Annotated in this window: 14 protein-coding genes, 1 pseudogene and 1 other annotated feature; of the genes and pseudogenes, 5 read left to right on the forward strand and 10 right to left on the reverse strand. The window is 63.8% G+C overall.

What is annotated here, in order from left to right:
- Nucleotides 1-271: 271 nt before the first annotated feature.
- Entirely contained in the window at nucleotides 272-622 is a 351-nt protein-coding gene (locus AUL36_RS24005; protein ID WP_156418513.1) for a hypothetical protein, read from the reverse strand.
- A gap of 250 nt (nucleotides 623-872) precedes the next feature.
- Here AUL36_RS24005 and repA point away from each other — a divergent pair, with 250 nt between their 5' ends.
- The 3 genes from repA (at nucleotide 873) to AUL36_RS20920 (ending at nucleotide 3,958) form a co-directional block, all read left to right on the forward strand.
- Nucleotides 873-2,081: a plasmid partitioning protein RepA gene (gene repA, locus AUL36_RS20910; protein WP_058598522.1), complete on the forward strand. Its 1,209-nt coding sequence runs from the start codon at nucleotides 873-875 to the stop codon at nucleotides 2,079-2,081.
- Nucleotides 2,082-2,158: 77 nt separating this feature from the next.
- A complete protein-coding gene (gene repB / locus AUL36_RS20915; protein WP_062223918.1) occupies nucleotides 2,159-3,154 on the forward strand; it encodes a plasmid partitioning protein RepB in 996 nt (331 codons plus the stop codon).
- Between the two features lie 435 nt (nucleotides 3,155-3,589).
- The gene (locus AUL36_RS20920) at nucleotides 3,590-3,958 is read left to right on the forward strand and encodes a helix-turn-helix domain-containing protein (protein WP_062223920.1); all 369 of its coding nucleotides are present in this window, start codon (nucleotides 3,590-3,592) and stop codon (nucleotides 3,956-3,958) included.
- Between the two features lie 26 nt (nucleotides 3,959-3,984).
- Here AUL36_RS20920 and AUL36_RS20925 read toward each other — a convergent pair whose 3' ends face one another.
- Both AUL36_RS20925 and AUL36_RS20930 read right to left on the reverse strand, forming a co-directional pair.
- Nucleotides 3,985-4,320 (reverse strand): hypothetical protein, encoded by a 336-nt coding sequence (locus tag AUL36_RS20925; RefSeq protein ID WP_156418514.1) that lies wholly within the window; start codon nucleotides 4,318-4,320, stop codon nucleotides 3,985-3,987.
- Nucleotides 4,321-4,610: 290 nt separating this feature from the next.
- Nucleotides 4,611-5,249 (reverse strand): GNAT family N-acetyltransferase, encoded by a 639-nt coding sequence (locus tag AUL36_RS20930; RefSeq protein ID WP_082655987.1) that lies wholly within the window; start codon nucleotides 5,247-5,249, stop codon nucleotides 4,611-4,613.
- A gap of 89 nt (nucleotides 5,250-5,338) precedes the next feature.
- Here AUL36_RS20930 and AUL36_RS20935 point away from each other — a divergent pair, with 89 nt between their 5' ends.
- Entirely contained in the window at nucleotides 5,339-6,382 is a 1,044-nt protein-coding gene (locus tag AUL36_RS20935; RefSeq protein WP_062223924.1) for a LysR family transcriptional regulator, read from the forward strand.
- Between the two features lie 103 nt (nucleotides 6,383-6,485).
- A pseudogene (locus tag AUL36_RS24745) lies at nucleotides 6,486-6,851 on the forward strand (hypothetical protein); the annotation flags it as partial.
- Nucleotides 6,738-6,848 (forward strand) — a sequence feature (AL1L pseudoknot). Its footprint overlaps the pseudogene before it by 111 nt.
- Nucleotides 6,852-6,936: 85 nt before the next feature.
- Here AUL36_RS24745 and AUL36_RS20940 read toward each other — a convergent pair.
- The 7 genes from AUL36_RS20940 to AUL36_RS20970 all read right to left on the reverse strand — a co-directional run bounded on the left by AUL36_RS20940 (nucleotide 6,937) and on the right by AUL36_RS20970 (nucleotide 14,245).
- Nucleotides 6,937-7,359, reverse strand: a complete 423-nt coding sequence (locus AUL36_RS20940; protein WP_058633943.1) for an RbsD/FucU family protein — start codon at nucleotides 7,357-7,359, stop codon at nucleotides 6,937-6,939.
- A 24-nt stretch (nucleotides 7,360-7,383) separates the two neighbouring features.
- Nucleotides 7,384-8,418: an aldo/keto reductase gene (locus tag AUL36_RS20945; RefSeq protein WP_062223926.1), complete on the reverse strand. Its 1,035-nt coding sequence runs from the start codon at nucleotides 8,416-8,418 to the stop codon at nucleotides 7,384-7,386.
- Between the two features lie 17 nt (nucleotides 8,419-8,435).
- Nucleotides 8,436-9,431: an ABC transporter permease gene (locus AUL36_RS20950; RefSeq protein ID WP_058633945.1), complete on the reverse strand. Its 996-nt coding sequence runs from the start codon at nucleotides 9,429-9,431 to the stop codon at nucleotides 8,436-8,438.
- Nucleotides 9,428-10,420: an ABC transporter permease gene (locus AUL36_RS20955; RefSeq protein ID WP_058601968.1), complete on the reverse strand. Its 993-nt coding sequence runs from the start codon at nucleotides 10,418-10,420 to the stop codon at nucleotides 9,428-9,430. Before AUL36_RS20955 ends, AUL36_RS20950 begins: the two co-directional genes overlap by 4 nt.
- Nucleotides 10,420-11,943, reverse strand: coding sequence for a sugar ABC transporter ATP-binding protein (locus AUL36_RS20960; RefSeq protein ID WP_062223928.1), 1,524 nt, complete (start codon nucleotides 11,941-11,943; stop codon nucleotides 10,420-10,422). The genes AUL36_RS20955 and AUL36_RS20960 overlap by 1 nt, the downstream gene beginning before the upstream one ends.
- A 94-nt stretch (nucleotides 11,944-12,037) precedes the next feature.
- Nucleotides 12,038-13,063 carry a sugar ABC transporter substrate-binding protein gene (locus AUL36_RS20965; RefSeq protein ID WP_058601970.1) on the reverse strand — a complete coding sequence of 342 codons (1,026 nt, stop codon included), beginning with the start codon at nucleotides 13,061-13,063 and terminating at the stop codon, nucleotides 12,038-12,040.
- A gap of 69 nt (nucleotides 13,064-13,132) precedes the next feature.
- Entirely contained in the window at nucleotides 13,133-14,245 is a 1,113-nt protein-coding gene (locus AUL36_RS20970; RefSeq protein ID WP_058601971.1) for an iron-containing alcohol dehydrogenase, read from the reverse strand.
- Nucleotides 14,246-14,543 lie beyond the last annotated feature (298 nt).

Below are 14,543 nucleotides of genomic sequence, written 5' to 3' on the forward strand. Positions count from 1 at the left end.
GCTTGAGGCGGTGGGGTTGGTGCGAGAGCGCGACATTCTCAAACAGCCGTCGCCGACTTTGCCAGGAAGTCGATGTGATGGTCGGGTTCGTTGCGAAGCACCGAGGGATCTGGGGCTCTTTTGGATCTGCGAAGCGCTCGGTGTTTGGCGCAGCGGCGTTCGTGCCATCGGTGCTGGCGACCGCAGCGATGGAGCCTTCGATGCCAGGATTCGGGAGAGCTTCCTTTCCCGCAATGGGAGCTATGCCACGCGCCGGGTCTGGCACGATCATTTAGCTGGAGCCCTTCCCTTCGGTCTGCATCGGATCGAGCGGCTGGATGGACTGACGGCACGACCGAAGCGCCGCGATCATGCCCCAGGATAACGGCGTGCGCTCAGTGATTTCGGACAATGTGCTGGATCGCCAGTTCACCGCCGACAGGTTAAACCAGATGTGGAACGCCGACGTCACTTGCATCCGGACCGCCAAAGGTCGGCTCGACACCACGGCCATCATCGACCTCTTCTCTACGCAGGTGGTCTGCCGATCATGAACAGCGCCATGACGGCCCAACTCGTCGCCGATACCTTGATGATGGCGATCTGGCGGCGCGGCGCGACCCGCTACGGTTGATGCGCCCACACCTTCTTCTCAGCCATCTGCATCGCCGCAACCGTCATCTTCTGGCTCTGATCAATGAGGCCTGCTCCTGGACGCTCCAAGCAGCCAAGCCACTGAGATTACCTCGGGAAACATGCTTGATTTATCAGCTGGGACGAAACGTCGTTGAAAGACGAGGTACGTGTCACCTTGCACACCGTTGGATATATCCATACCAATAGCGCTTCTCCGTCGAATTTGGCGCAGAAAGCGTTATTTAGAAGAGATCGCCATGCAATCTGTACCCCCTTCGATCGCGATGATGCGTGATTTCGACGAGGAAATCCTTCGGCAAGGGGAACTGATCTCGGACAAACTCAACCTGTTGCGGATGGAGCAGTATCCGCCCAATGCCGAAAAAGGCTTGAGGCTCTACTCTATGGCGGAGGTCGCAGATTTTCTCGGCGTGACGCAGAACCACATCAAGAAGCTGCATCTTGATGGAAAGGGGCCAAAGCCTCTGGTCTCGCCGTCTGGGCGTCGGTCGTACTCAGCCGAGCAAATGCTCGAGCTTCGATCCTTTCTCGACAAGCATGGACGAGGTGATCTCAAACGCTACGTGCCCCACCGACGCGACGGAGATGCGTTGCAAGTCATCTCGGTGGTCAACTTCAAGGGTGGCAGTGGAAAGACCACGACCGCCGCGCATCTGGCGCAGTATCTCGCTTTAACGGGCCATCGCGTCCTTGCTATCGATCTCGATCCGCAGGCCTCACTGACGGCACTGCATGGCATTCAGCCGGAGTTGGATAAGAACCCCTCCTTATTCGATGCCATTCGGTATGATGAGGATCGGTGTTCCATCGCCGATGTCATCAAGCCCACCAACTTTCCAGGATTGGATATCATTCCTGCGAATTTGGAGTTGCAGGAATACGAGTACGAAACACCGATCGCAGCTTCCAACAAGAGCAGTAAGGAGGGTCGTCTCTTTTTCACCCGCATCAGCCAGGCGCTGAAAGAGGTCGATGCACGATACGATGTGGTGGTGATCGATTGCCCGCCACAGCTCGGGTATCTGACACTGACGGCGCTCGCCGCTTCGACGTCCGTCCTGATCACCGTCCATCCTCAGATGCTGGATATCATGTCGATGAGCCAGTTCCTCCTGATGCTCGGGGGCATTCTGCACTCCATCAAAGGGGCAGGTGCCCGAATTCAGTTGAACTGGTTTCGTTATCTCGTCACCCGGTATGAACCGACAGACGGACCCCAAGCACAGATGGTGGGATTCATGCAGGCCATGTTCGGCCGCTTCCTTCTGTCGGCTCCCATGCTGAAGTCGACGGCCATATCCGACGCGGGGATTACCAAGCAAACTCTCTACGAGGTCGAAAGAGGTCAGTTCACGCGCACGACCTACGACCGCGCCATCGAGTCGCTGAATTCGGTGAATGGGGAAATCGCCGACTTGATCCACAAGGCTTGGGGACGCAAATGACCCCAAAATTGACAGCCGTGCAAATCGGCAAAAAGGCGAAATAAAACAGATGTTTCGTACGAATTCGGGTCGCTTGAATGGCTAGAAAGAACTTGCTCGGGAGTTTGATCGGAGATCGATCGGACGAGGGGGAAGCGCGCGCCACTTCCGAAGCGCGTGCGCAGTATGCTCGGCGTGGCGCCACACGGTCCATGATGCAGACCCTGGATGAAATGGCTGAAGACTCCATGCTCGTCATGGAAGGGAGCGTCATCGTCGATCTGGATCCTCACGCACTGGATGCCTCACCTTATGCCGATCGGATCGGTGACGACGAGGAAGACTTTCAGGCCTTGCTGGGAGCCATTCGCGAGAGCGGTCAGCACTCGCCAATTCTAGTCCGCCCTCATCCGGTCGAGCCGCAAAGGTATGTCATCGTCTATGGGCATCGGCGCGCGAAAGTTGCGAGAGCTCTGGGGATTTCGGTTCGAGCGATCGTCAAACCCTTGGAGGATATCGCCCACGTCATCGCCCAAGGGCAGGAGAACTCTGCACGGGCCGACCTCAGTTTCGTCGAGAAGGCTCTTTTCGCCCGTAAGCTTCTCCGAGCCGGTATCGGAAAAGACGACGTGAAAAAGGCGCTGACGATCGATGATACGCTCTTGTCGCGAATGTTGGGCATCGCGGAAAGTGTACCCGAAGCCGTGCTGGAAGCTGTGGGTGCCGCCAAGGGGGTTGGACGCGACCGATGGGAGGCGATGAAGAAGGCGTTGCAGAACCCTAGAAAGGTGGCGTCCGTGATGGAGTTTCTAGGATCCGGGACGCTGTCTGACACGCCACCTGATCAGCGCTTCAACGTTCTTCTGGAGCAAGCCACCAAGGCGAGAGTCCGGCATCCGGCTTCTGCGAGGTTGAAGAGCAAAACCTGGACGCTTGCGGGAAGCGCCGTGAAGGTCGGCACGAAGGATTCGGGCCGCGCTTTCACGATGGCTATCAAAGCCAAGGAGGCATCGGCCTTCGGGGAGTACATCTCTGAAAACCTCGATCGTCTCTACGAGGATTTCCGCAAGACGTATGACACGCCCGCAAGCTGACGATCGGCGTGACCGGCTCAAGCGTCGGCAAGAACTCGCCTTGTTCCCCGCCCGGCAAAGGGCAGATCTCAGTTGGGGCGGATGGTCGATACGGGTCTTCGTTCCGAAGGCTTTCATCGACCCGGATGCCATGAAGGGGGACGGCCCGTCGGCGGCACAACGCGGCGGGGGGCGTCTCGTGCTGCGCCGCTGGGTCAGGTTCGCGGCCCCGCCCCTGCGCGAGGCCCGATACGAACGCGAGTTGGCAGCAAGATGGTCCCCTCGACCATGCACATGCCCCGTCATCTGCCGGACCCTGTCCCGTCTTTTGTGGGCGATGACACTTGCTCTTGAGTTTCACCCCGCGTGGGATATCGCCGCCGTGCGACAAGGCCGCCTTGAGCGGTCGTGCTCGTCGGCTTATAGCTGCTTGCGGTCGGAACACGGGATTCTTCGATGGTAGGTGCGCCGAAGGAGCAACCGGATAACGTTGACGTTCGGGTCGGCATGCAGATCCGTTTGATCCGCAAGGAGAGGGGGATGTCGCTGGACATGCTGGCGTCCCAGATCGGAGTCACCTACCAACAGGTTCAGAAGTACGAGAGCGGGGCGAACCGCGTTTCCGCCTCCACACTCGCTCGGATCGCGAACGCGCTGAATGTTCGGATCGGAGATTTCTTCCTCGAAGAGGAAAGCCTGTCGGAGACCAGCTTTCCGATGCCCGATCACCAATGCATCATGATCGCGCGGAAGATCGGGTCTCTCGATCCCCATCTTCGGCGGTCCCTGGCGGATCTTGTCGAGGCTTTGGCCAGGAAGGCCTGAGTCCGCGAGCGGATTCAGGCCTTGGTTCAGCTCGTACCGATCGTATCGATCCGCTCGCCATTCAGGATTTGAACGGCCATCGTCACCCAGAAATGCGGACCCGTCCCCGGCATCAGGTCCTGCAAGGCGAAGGTGAGAGCAAGAACAGGGGACGGACCTGACCCGACCTGCACGACAGGGTTTGGCCTTCGTCCCTTTCTGAGAGGGTCGAGGGTGGTGACCGCGAGTTCCAGCAAGGAGCCCGCCTGTTCGGAACATCGTTGCGTGTCGAGCAACAAGTCTGCGAGATAAGCTGCCAGCAATTGCTGCTCGGTCGGCTCTGCGAGGGGTATTTCCAGATCGGCCCCTTGTGTCGTCTTCAAGCGGAGTGGGTCGAAGCGGGCCGATTTTACCTTCGGCATGGCGGGCTCGCGTCTCGTTCCAGGAGCGAAACACGAAGCTTGAGCTGAAGCAGGTCTTCGAGCGAGCCCGACCCTTTGCCGGACGAACTGGTTCCTCTCTCTTTTCCGTGCCAGACCATCGCCAATTCCAAAAGCGACAAATCGAGAAGCCGAGTGACGAAAGGCAGGGTCATACTGCTTGCCAACTCCCGGCCTCGCGTCAGATGCCGGGCCAACTCGGTCAGCCCGCGCTCTTCTTCTGCGTTCATGGCTCAGCTCGCCAAGGTGCTGGCGCGCTCAAGCGCGCAGGGCTGATTCCACGATCCTTCAGGGCGAATGGTGCGGATCGGATCGTCACCGAGCCTCACGGCATCGTCGAAGGGCTCGATATCTTCGATCATCTCGACGAGCGGCCAGCTTGCCAATTCGAAGGGCGCACCATTGTCGCGGACCTTGAAGCCGAAATGCAGCCAGAAGCTGAGATACTCTTCGCTGGCATGGCCATAGAGCTTGCGATAGCCCTTGGCCCGGCAAAGATCGACGGCGGCGCGAACCAGTTCGAAAGCGAGGCGAGACTTGCGAAACTCTCGGCGCACCGCCAAGCGCTCCATTTTGGCGAAATCACCGAAGAAGCGGATACGGATGCAGCCGGCAGGCTCCCCCCGGACGCTCGCAAGCAGATGCGTTGCGGCAAAGTCGTTGCCGTCGAACTGCTGGTCGTAGGCGAAGGCCTTCTCGCCCATATAGACGGCGGCGCGCACGACGGCCATCTTCACGAAATCATCCATGCTATGCACCACCACGAGGCCCGTGCCATTGGCGTCGAGACCCTTCTCGTAGCGGCGGGGCTTACGATCGGGGGGAACTTGCATCGCGGCGGTAGGCTGGGTGGGGGAGGGCGCAGAACTCATCTTGTTCTCTCCGCTGGATTGTGGAGAGGATCGTTACGTAACGATCGGCAGCGCCGATGCAGCAAAGTTTGCGACGGGGCGTTCGCCAGATGGAACACCATCTCCACAACCTGGACTGGGACGCGGTGAAGGTCATCCTGGCCGTTGCCGATCGCCAGAGCTTCCGCCAAGCCGCGCAGGACCTTGGGCGGAGCGTCAACAAGCTGCGCAGCGCGGTGGACCGGCTCGAGGATCAGTTCGGCTTCTTACTGTTCCACCGTCATGTCGACGGAGCGAAGCTGACCGTGGAGGGCAGGCGCGTCGTCAGCGCCGCCAGGCAGGTGGAACGCTCGATGGTGGATATGATGCGTGTCGCCCATTCCGCCGCCGATACGATGAAAGGTCCGGTGCGCCTGGCCGTCACGGAGGGCATCGGGACATTCTGGCTCGTGCCACAACTCGTGGATTTCCTCGCCGGGCCTGGGCGAGACATTCAGGTGACGCTGCAATGCGCGCTTCAGGCGGTGGATGTCTTGAGGCTCGAAGCCGACATCTCGATCCAGACCGTCGAGCCATCGGATTTCGACGTGGTGAAGCGCCGGATCGGACGGGTTCACATGACCCTGTTCGCAGGACGAGCCTATGCCGAGCGCCATGGTCTGCCGACGAGCTTGGAGGATCTTGCGAGCCATCGGATCATCGAGCAGGAGATGGATCAGTTCGCCGGCTACGGGCTGGATCAAATCTATACGCCGGAAATAGCGGAACGCCTCGTGGCCCTGCGCACGAACTTTGCGAGCGCTCATTACTGGGCGATCGCAAAAGGCGCGGGGATCGGAATGCTGCCAAACTACGCCGCCGCCATCGGTGGCGATCTCGTTCCTATCGATCTCGGATTGCGGATTCCGGTCGACCTCTGGCTCGCCGTTCACCCGGAAATGGTGAAGACCGCACGTCATCGAGCGGTGGTCGAATGGCTGAACGGTTGTTTCGACGCCCAAGCCTATCCATGGTTCGGCGAGCACTTCATGTCGCCGGACGAGATCGCTTCCTTCCTCACAGTCTCGCCAAGATTGGCCAGCTACTTTTCCGGGTTCACACCGATGGCTTCCTGGGCGGATAGACCTTGCATCACGGACGAAGGGGCGACGTGAGCGAGGTCTCGGGCTAGGGGCCTCTGTTGCGAACATCCATTTGGGATGCGCGTGAGCCGCACCGGGTTTGCTGAAGGCTTCAACTCCCGGATAGGGTGACGCTATGACGAGCCGAACGACGAACAGGTTTTCGCCTGAGGTTTACGACCGGCCGGTGCGGCTGGTTTTGGACCACGAGGCGGACCATTCCTGTCGGTGAACCGCCTGCCAGCCGATCGCGACGAAGGTCGGTTGCCCGGCTCCCCCACGTTGCCGAACTGAGTAAAGAGAACCGGGAAGTCCGACAGGCCAACCAGATCCTGCGCAAGGCATCGGCGTATTTTGCCCCCCAATCGCCCAATGACAAGCATTCGGCGGCCGGGCAGGGGAAGTTCGACCGCCCGTTCAAGCGATGATCGCGCTCATCGGCGATCATCGCGGTGTCTCCGGGGTTGAGCCGATCTGCCGGGTTCTGCCGATCGCCTCGTCGCCCGCCAGGCGCATGTCGCCCGTCTGGCCGACCCATCCCGGCTTCCGGTACGGACGAAGCGCGATGCCGGGCTGAACGGCGATACTCAGGGACGCAGAACGCCCTTGCGCAGGAGGACATTGCCGTAGAGCCGGCGCTCGCCGCTGGCTATCACGGCATAAGCTGCGCGCGTGCGCTCCACGAACGCGGCCGGTTCGATCTCGGACACGGTGACCTTGCGCCCCTCCGCCCTGTCGGCGCTGGCCTGGAAAGCGTCGTACATCGGCCGCGTCTCGGGCGGTGCCGTCATCACCGCCATGGGCGAGTCGACGAAATCGTCCAGCGGGAAGACGGAGAGGATCGCATCCACAAGATCGGTCGCGGTCGTTCCCGGGAGGTCGATCAGGCGTTGCGCAACATGGGCGGCGCCGAAATTGGCGTCGGCGATGACGATCTCGTTGCCATGGCCCATGTCGTCCAGGATGGCGAGGAGTTGGCCGTTGAGAAGAGGGTGGATGGATTTCAACATGGGTCTGTCCTTGCGAGGCCCCCGTCAGAGCGCGGGGATGAGGCCTTTTTCTTCGAGGCTGAGCCAGAGCGCGTCCGGGATCGGTTGCTCGAACCAGGCGACGTTCTGGTTCACCTGGGCGGCGCTCTTGGCGCCGATGACCACGTTGGCGGTGGCGGGATGGCGCATCGGGAACTGGATCGCGGCGGCGGGAAGCGGCACGCCGAAGGGCTCGCAGGCGGCCCGCAGGGCTTCGGCCTTCTCGACGATCTCGGCTGGGGCGTCGACATAGTTGAACTTCTTGCGCCCCGAGGCGGAGGCGAGAATGCCGGAATTGAAGACACCGCCCACCACCAGCGCCACGTCGCGTGCGGCGGCCTTGGGCAGAAGCGCCCCCGTGGCTGATCCGTCCAGCAGCGTGTAGCGGCCAGCGAGCAGGCAGACGTCGAGATCGGTCTCCTCCATCGCGTCGAGAATCGCTTGCGTCTCGTTCACGCCGAGCCCGAAACCAGCGATGAGCTTGGCCGCTCGCAGCTCTTCCAAAGCGCGGAAGCCCCCGCCCTTGGTGAGCGCCCCCCAGTGATGATCGTGCAGCGCGCCGTGCGTGACGCGGCCGATATCGTGGACGAAGAGGATGTCGAGCTTCGACAGGCCGGTGCGCTGGCGCGAGTCGTCGTAGGAGCGAAGGATGGCGTCGTAGGAATAGTCGAAGACCTCGCGAAACGAGAGGCCGTTGTTCCAGCCGGAATCGAACTCGTTCTTCGGCGGCTCGGGAGGCAGCTGGCGGCCGGGCCGCTCGAAGCTCATGAGGCGCCCGACCTTCGTGGAGATCGCGAAGCTGGAAGGCTCTTCCTCGCGCAGGAGCTCGCCGGTCAGGTGTTCGGAGCGGCCGAGGCCATACATGGGCGCGGTGTCGAAATGCCGGATGCCGGCGTCCCAGGCCGCCTGCAGCGCGGCGCGCGCGTCCGACAAGGGTACGGGCGCATAGAGCCCGCCGAGCGGCGCCGATCCCATGCCGAGTGCGGTGAGTTCGATCCCGGCGCGTTTGAGGGGCCGCTTGGTGGAAGCCTTCATGGTCATGCCTTTCACATCACGCACTAGATACGCACACGGTTCTTGCGGCGGGTCCACACCACCAGCGCGACGCCGGCGATGAGAAGCGCGGCGCGGACGATCTGACGCTGCGAGTCGGTCCAGCCCAGAAGCGCCGCGCCGCTCAGAAGGACGGCGAGCAGCAGGACGCCGGTCAAGGTACCCACCATGTTCGGCTTGCCCATCTTCAGCGCCATGCCGCCGAGCAGAACCGCCGTCAGCCCGTCGATGAAATAGGACGAGCCGATATAGGGCTGACCCGAGGACAGATCGGCGGCCAGAAGCACGCCCGCGACCGAGGACAGAACCGCCGAGACGACGTAGAGAAGAAACAGGAGCTTGCCAGCCGGAATACCGGCCTCCACCACCGCGTGGCGGTTCTGCTCCATGGCGTAGATGTAGTGGCCGAAGGTCGTGCGATCCTGAAGCATCCAGGCCCCCGCGTAGAGAAGGGCGACGAGAACCGCCAGAACCGGAACGAGGCCGAGATTGGCATCCACCAGCGCGCCTGCAAAACCCGTCGTGGCCATCGGGATCGAGGTTCCCTTGCCGATCGCGGCGGCGATCGAACCGGCGAGGCCGCCTGTCGCGATGGTGATGACGAGCGCCGGCAGGCCCATCAGGGCGACAAGCAGGCCGTTCAGGAGCCCCACCAGAAGCCCCGCGAGAAGCGCCACGAGCGACGCCAGCGGCCAGCCCGCGCCCGCCGAGACGAGCCCGGCGACGATCATGGTGGAGAGTGCGGCGACCGACATGAAGCTGACGTCGATCTCGCCCGCCGCGATGATCCAGGTGAGACCCAGAAACATGATGGCGGAGATCGAGGCCGAACGCAGCATGTCGTTGATGTTGCCCGCGCTGGCAAAGCTCGGGCGCAGCCAGGTGAAGACGATCACCAGGGCGGCGAGCAGGAAGAAGAGACCGAAGCGCACGAGGAAGCGGTTGATATCGAAACCGGCGGGAGCGCCGGCGCGCGAGGTCGGGGTCAGAACGGCGCTCATGAACGGGCCTCGCGAAGGGCGGGTTTGCCGCTGTCGCGGAAACGGCGGAACGCTTCCTCGATCCGGGGATCGAAAAGGGCGATGGCGGAAATCAGGACGATCGAGACGATGGCGTCCGAGTAGAAATAGGGCACGGCGAGCAGCGTGAACCCGTTCAGCATGGCCGACATGAGCAGCGTGCCGGCGACCGTGGCGGGCACCGAGGCCGCCCCGAACAGGGCCGCGCCGAGATAGACGGCGGCATAGGCCGGCATCAGGAGTTGGTTGCCCGCCGTGACATTGGCCGCGCCGGAAGAGGCGACGAGAAGGGTGATGGCAAGGCATGACAGCGCGCCGCAGATGGCGAAGGCGGCGCAGACATAGAGCCGGACACGGATGCCGGAAAACACCGCCGAGGTGCGGTTCTCGCCCGTGGCGTAGAAGGCGCGGCCGAAGCGGGAGAAGTGCAGCACGATCCCGGCGAGAAGGGCGGCGGCCAGCAGGATGGCGACCGGCGCGTCGATGCCCAGATATTTAGCGTCGTTCAGGTCGAGAATGCCCGACATGAAGAAGTTCTTCGAGATCGAGGTGCCGTTGGAATAGAAGTAGGACAGGCCCACCGCGAGCCCTCCGGTGGCGATGGTCGCCACGATGTCGGGCAGGCGCATCCAGGCAACGGCGATGCCGTTGACGAGGCCGCAGGCGAGCCCGACCGCCAGCGCGCCCAGAACGCCAAGGCCGACGCCGTATCGCCCCGCGATCAGCCAGCCGAGCGTCATGGCGCCGAGCGAGGCGACGCCGGGAAAGGACAGGTCGAACTGGCGCACCACGATGACGAAGGTGAGGCCGAGCGCCGCCAGCCCCTGCACCGCCATGTGGCGCAGCAGGGCGTGGATGTTCTCGGACGAAAGATAGGCTGGCGTCAGCATCTGAAAGATACCGGCCACGAGCATGAGAAGCACGAGGAAGGCGACGATTCTCGGTACCAGGGGGTGGGTTCTCTTGGTCATCAGGCACGCGCTCCCATGATTCCGGCGCTGAGAAGTTGATCGCGCGAGGGCCTGACGCCGCCGGGATGACCTCCCCCGAGATGAACGGGGCGGCCCTTGTAGAGGGCGAGCACGCGGTCGGCGAGGCCGTGGACCTCATCGCAGTCGGAGGACATGACGATGACGCCCGCCCGGCGCGAGAGATCGCGCATCAGAGCGTAGAGCTTGGCGCGCGCGCCGATGTCGACGCCGATCGTCGGCTCTGCGAAGATGTAGATGTCGGCGTTGCGATAAAGCCCCTTGGCGATCACGATCTTCTGCTGATTGCCGCCCGAAAAGGCGCTGACGGGCCGGTCGAGTTCGAAAGGCTGCAGGCCGACGTCGCGCGCCAGTTTCTCTGTGTCGCGTCGGTTGCCGGACAGTTTCAACAGGCCGCCGAGCCAGGAGGCGCGTCCGAGATGGGCGACCGTGGTGTTGAAGGTGACGTCCTTGGTCATGGTCAGCCCTTCGGTGCGCCGGTCGCCCGGCACGAGGAAGATGCCGGCCTCCAGCGCGTCGTGCGGGCCGCGAAAGCGGCGGGTCCGCCCCTTCACCTTGAGCTCGCCCGCGTCCGGGCGCAGGGCGCCGAACAGGACCTTGCTCAATTCGTCCACGCCCGAGCCGACAAGGCCGAAGACACCAAGGATTTCGCCGCGCCGCAATTCGAGATCGACGCCCGAGAAGGCCGCGCCGCATCCGAGCCCTTCGGCTGACAAGATCACGTCCCCGTTTCCGATCCCGTCACAGACCGGGTAGAGATCGCCCGCCGCCTCGTCCAGCATCAGCTCGGGAATGGAAATGTTGCGCTCGCGCGCCTCGCGCGAAGTGAAGGTCGCCACATTGCGCCCGCCCCGGAAGACGGTGAAGCGGTCGGCGATCTCGAAGACCTCTTCCAACCGGTGCGTGATATAGATGATGGCGATGCCGGCGGCTTGAAGCGTGCGCATGAGCTGGAAGAGCGAGGCTTTTTCGCGCTCGGTCAGGGTCGAGGTCGGCTCGTCCAGAATCAGGACCTTGATATGGTCGTGGCGCAACGCATGGAGAATGGCGACGATCTCGCGGTCCACCGCTGGCATCTCGCCGACCGGCGCGTCGAGGTCGATCTCGATGGGGAAGCGCTCCAGGAGCGTCTGGGCGCTTTGGCGCATGGCGCGCCGGTTCATGCGCCGGAACAGGCCGGGCGCGTGTCCCTCGTGCCCCAGAAAGATGTTCTCCACGCCCGTGCAGTCCGGCACGAGTTCGGGGTGCTGCTGGACGGTGGCGATGCCCGCCTCGATCGCCGCGCGGGGGCTGCCGAGTTCGACCGCCTGCCCGTCGATCTCGATCGCGCCTTCGTCCTTGGTGTAGACGCCCGACAGAATCTTGATCAGCGTCGACTTGCCGGCGCCGTTGATGCCGAGCAGCGCGTGGATCTCGCCGCGCTCCAGCGAGAAGTCGACCCCGCCCAGCGCCTGCACCGGCCCGAAGCGCTTGCGGATGCCCCGCATATCCAGAATCGTCGCCATGCCTTGTCCTCGCGCTGCCGGGATGAAGGCAAGGGGCGCGCAACGCCGCCCCCTGCCGGAGCCGCCCCTTGTCGGAGCCATCGGAAGCCTAGGGTCAGAGCGCCCGGTTCCAGCCGATCTTCGCGGCTTCGCCCGGCTGATCGTAGGTGTCGGGGATTTCGATATTGGCGAGGCTTTCCTGCGTCACCGCGTAGGACGGCGTGATGACGAAGCGTGGCGCCTTGCGCCCGGCGATCACCTCGTGGGCGTAGAAGGCGTTCATATAGGCCATCTCGTAGAAGCTCTGGGCGAGCGTCAGCGCGAAGGGCGAACCGGCCTGGATGTATTCGAAGGACTGCTGGCCGCCGTCGATGCCGGTGATGAACACGTCGCGGCCGGACGCCTTGATGGCGAGCGTGCCTTCCGAGGCCGCGCCGTCCCAGGCGCACCAGATGGCGTTGAGGTCGGGATTGGCGGTGAGGATGTTGTCCACGACCTGGCGCGGCGTGGTGGTGCCGCCGAGCGCGAAGGCGATCTCGGAGACGACCTGGATGTCGGGATTGCGCAGGAAGACGGACTTGGCGCCCAGCGTGCGCTGGTCCCAGGATTCGTTGGAGGGCAGGGACACGAGCGCGACCTTGCCCTTCCCCTTCAGGCGATCGACGATGTACTGCGCGCCATAGGCGCCGAGACCGAAATTGTTGGACATGGCGGTGGAGGTCACCGTCGTGTTCGGCACGTAGCTGTCACCGCAGAAGATCGGAATGCCGGAGGCGACGGCGGCCTGCACGGCGGGCGCGATGGCGGCGGCGTCGGCGGGCGTGATGAAGATCGCGGCGGGCTTGGAGGCGACGAAGGCGGCGATCTGGTCGGCCTGCTTCTTCACGTCGTAATTGGCGTCGGCGATCGTCAGCGTGCCGCCGAGCTTCTTCACCGCGTCCTCGTAGCCGGCGACGATGTGGCGGCCCGATTCCCAGACCGTCCAGCCCAGCGAAGCGCAGAATTGCGCATCCTGCGCGAAGGCGAAGTTCGGCCGGGCCAGCGCGGCGGCGACCGTCAGCGCGGCGGCGCCGCTCAGAAAGCCTCGGCGTGACAGGCGAAGGCCGGCGGCTTCGGGGCTGTTGTCGTGAAATTCGGTCATGTCGTGTCCTCCCTTTGAATGTTGAGTGGCGCCGGTCCGTCCTGGCCGGCGGTCGCGTCGATCTCCCGGTCAGCGCGACTGGTTCAAAAGCTCGCGGTATTCCTCGCGCGTCGGCACGCGCGGATTGGTGCCGTGGCAATGGTCCTTCAGCGCCTCGCCCGACACGCGCTCCATCATGGCCTCGGTCACGCCCATCTCGTCCAAGCCCGACGGCAGGCCGATGTCGCGCGAGAGATCGGCCATCACCTCGTCCGGCGCGCCGCCCAGAATGTCCGCCAGGACGTCCCATTTGCCGCCGATCGCCGGTCGGTTGAAGCGCAGCACAGCCGGTGTGAGCACGGCGTTGAGCGTGCCGTGATGCAGGTTCAGCTCGCGCACGGCGCCCAGCGGATGGGTCAGCGCGTGGACGGCGCCGAGCCCTTTCTGGAAGGCCATGGCGCCCTCCAGCGCGCACATCATCATCTCCCAGCGGGCCTGGCGGTCAGCGCCGTCGCGGACCGCGCGGCGGATCGCGCCAAAGCCCCGCTTCAGCCCATCGAGGGCGATGGCGTCCGCCGGCGGGTTCACGGAGGGGGCCATGTAGGTTTCCAGGCAGTGCGACAGGGCGTCCATGCCGGTGGCCGCCGTCAGCTTGGGCGGCAGGCCGTAGGTGAGTTCGGGATCGCACAGCGCCACGCTCGGCAGCATATGCGGGCTGACGATGCCGAGCTTGCGCCCTTCAGCCGTGATGATGACGGATGCGCGCCCGACCTCCGAGCCCGTGCCGGACGTGGTGGGCACCGCGATCAGCGGGCAGATGCGCCCGTGGATCTTCGCCGCGCCACCCTCGACGGCGGTGTATTGTGCAAGCGGCCCCGCGTGGCCGGACAGGAGCCGCACGGCCTTGGCCAGGTCGATCGAGGAGCCGCCGCCAAGCCCCACGATCCCGTCACAGCCTTCCCGACCATAGAGCGCGAAGGCCGCTTCCACCGCTTCCTCGGTCGGGTTGGCGGGCGTGTCGGGGAAGACGGTCGGCGCAGCGTCGAAGAGCGTCAGCACGCGCTCGACGAGACCCGTGGCGACGAGGCCGCGATCCGTCACGATCAAGGGGCGCCGCACGCCCAGGCCTTCCAGAAGCGCCGGCAGCCGCGCGATAGCGCCTTCGTCGAACTCGATACGGGTCAGGTAGGTGATGAGAGCCATCGGGGGCGCGCTTCCAAGACGGGGGACGTCGTGCCTGTCCGGCGAATTCGGCTTCTCCGGACAGGCTACAAGTCTCTGTTTTCACTGCATCCTCCAACGACGGAGCCTATCCGCTCCGCCGGGAGATGCTTTGGGTCGAAGGCAGGCGTCGGCACGCATGGCGAAGCCTCGCCATGCCGCGACCAGGTTTTGCCGAAATGCGTCACGGCACCGCCCGTCGGCCAAGCGGCGTCGTTCGGCGGACCCAGATCGGGCCGCCGGATGTCTCGTCTGACGTCTAGAATCCTCCTTCGGAACG

It is taken from the genome of Aureimonas sp. D3 (assembly GCF_001463805.1).
GTDB classification, from domain to species: domain Bacteria; phylum Pseudomonadota; class Alphaproteobacteria; order Rhizobiales; family Rhizobiaceae; genus Aureimonas; species Aureimonas ureilytica_A.

What these genes read in the sequence shown, in the direction of transcription:
- AUL36_RS20970 (WP_058601971.1), bottom strand. Translation starts at nt 14,245, where the DNA reads ATGGCTCTCATCACCTACCTGACCCGTATCGAGTTCGACGAAGGCGCT.
- repB (WP_062223918.1), top strand. Translation starts at nt 2,159, where the DNA reads ATGGCTAGAAAGAACTTGCTCGGGAGTTTGATCGGAGATCGATCGGAC.
- AUL36_RS20940 (WP_058633943.1), bottom strand. Translation starts at nt 7,359, where the DNA reads ATGTTGAAATCCATCCACCCTCTTCTCAACGGCCAACTCCTCGCCATC.
- repA (WP_058598522.1), top strand. Translation starts at nt 873, where the DNA reads ATGCAATCTGTACCCCCTTCGATCGCGATGATGCGTGATTTCGACGAG.
- AUL36_RS20960 (WP_062223928.1), bottom strand. Translation starts at nt 11,943, where the DNA reads ATGGCGACGATTCTGGATATGCGGGGCATCCGCAAGCGCTTCGGGCCG.
- AUL36_RS20955 (WP_058601968.1), bottom strand. Translation starts at nt 10,420, where the DNA reads ATGACCAAGAGAACCCACCCCCTGGTACCGAGAATCGTCGCCTTCCTC.
- AUL36_RS20920 (WP_062223920.1), top strand. Translation starts at nt 3,590, where the DNA reads ATGGTAGGTGCGCCGAAGGAGCAACCGGATAACGTTGACGTTCGGGTC.
- AUL36_RS20930 (WP_082655987.1), bottom strand. Translation starts at nt 5,249, where the DNA reads ATGAGTTCTGCGCCCTCCCCCACCCAGCCTACCGCCGCGATGCAAGTT.
- AUL36_RS20965 (WP_058601970.1), bottom strand. Translation starts at nt 13,063, where the DNA reads ATGACCGAATTTCACGACAACAGCCCCGAAGCCGCCGGCCTTCGCCTG.
- AUL36_RS20945 (WP_062223926.1), bottom strand. Translation starts at nt 8,418, where the DNA reads ATGACCATGAAGGCTTCCACCAAGCGGCCCCTCAAACGCGCCGGGATC.
- AUL36_RS20935 (WP_062223924.1), top strand. Translation starts at nt 5,339, where the DNA reads ATGGAACACCATCTCCACAACCTGGACTGGGACGCGGTGAAGGTCATC.
- AUL36_RS20950 (WP_058633945.1), bottom strand. Translation starts at nt 9,431, where the DNA reads ATGAGCGCCGTTCTGACCCCGACCTCGCGCGCCGGCGCTCCCGCCGGT.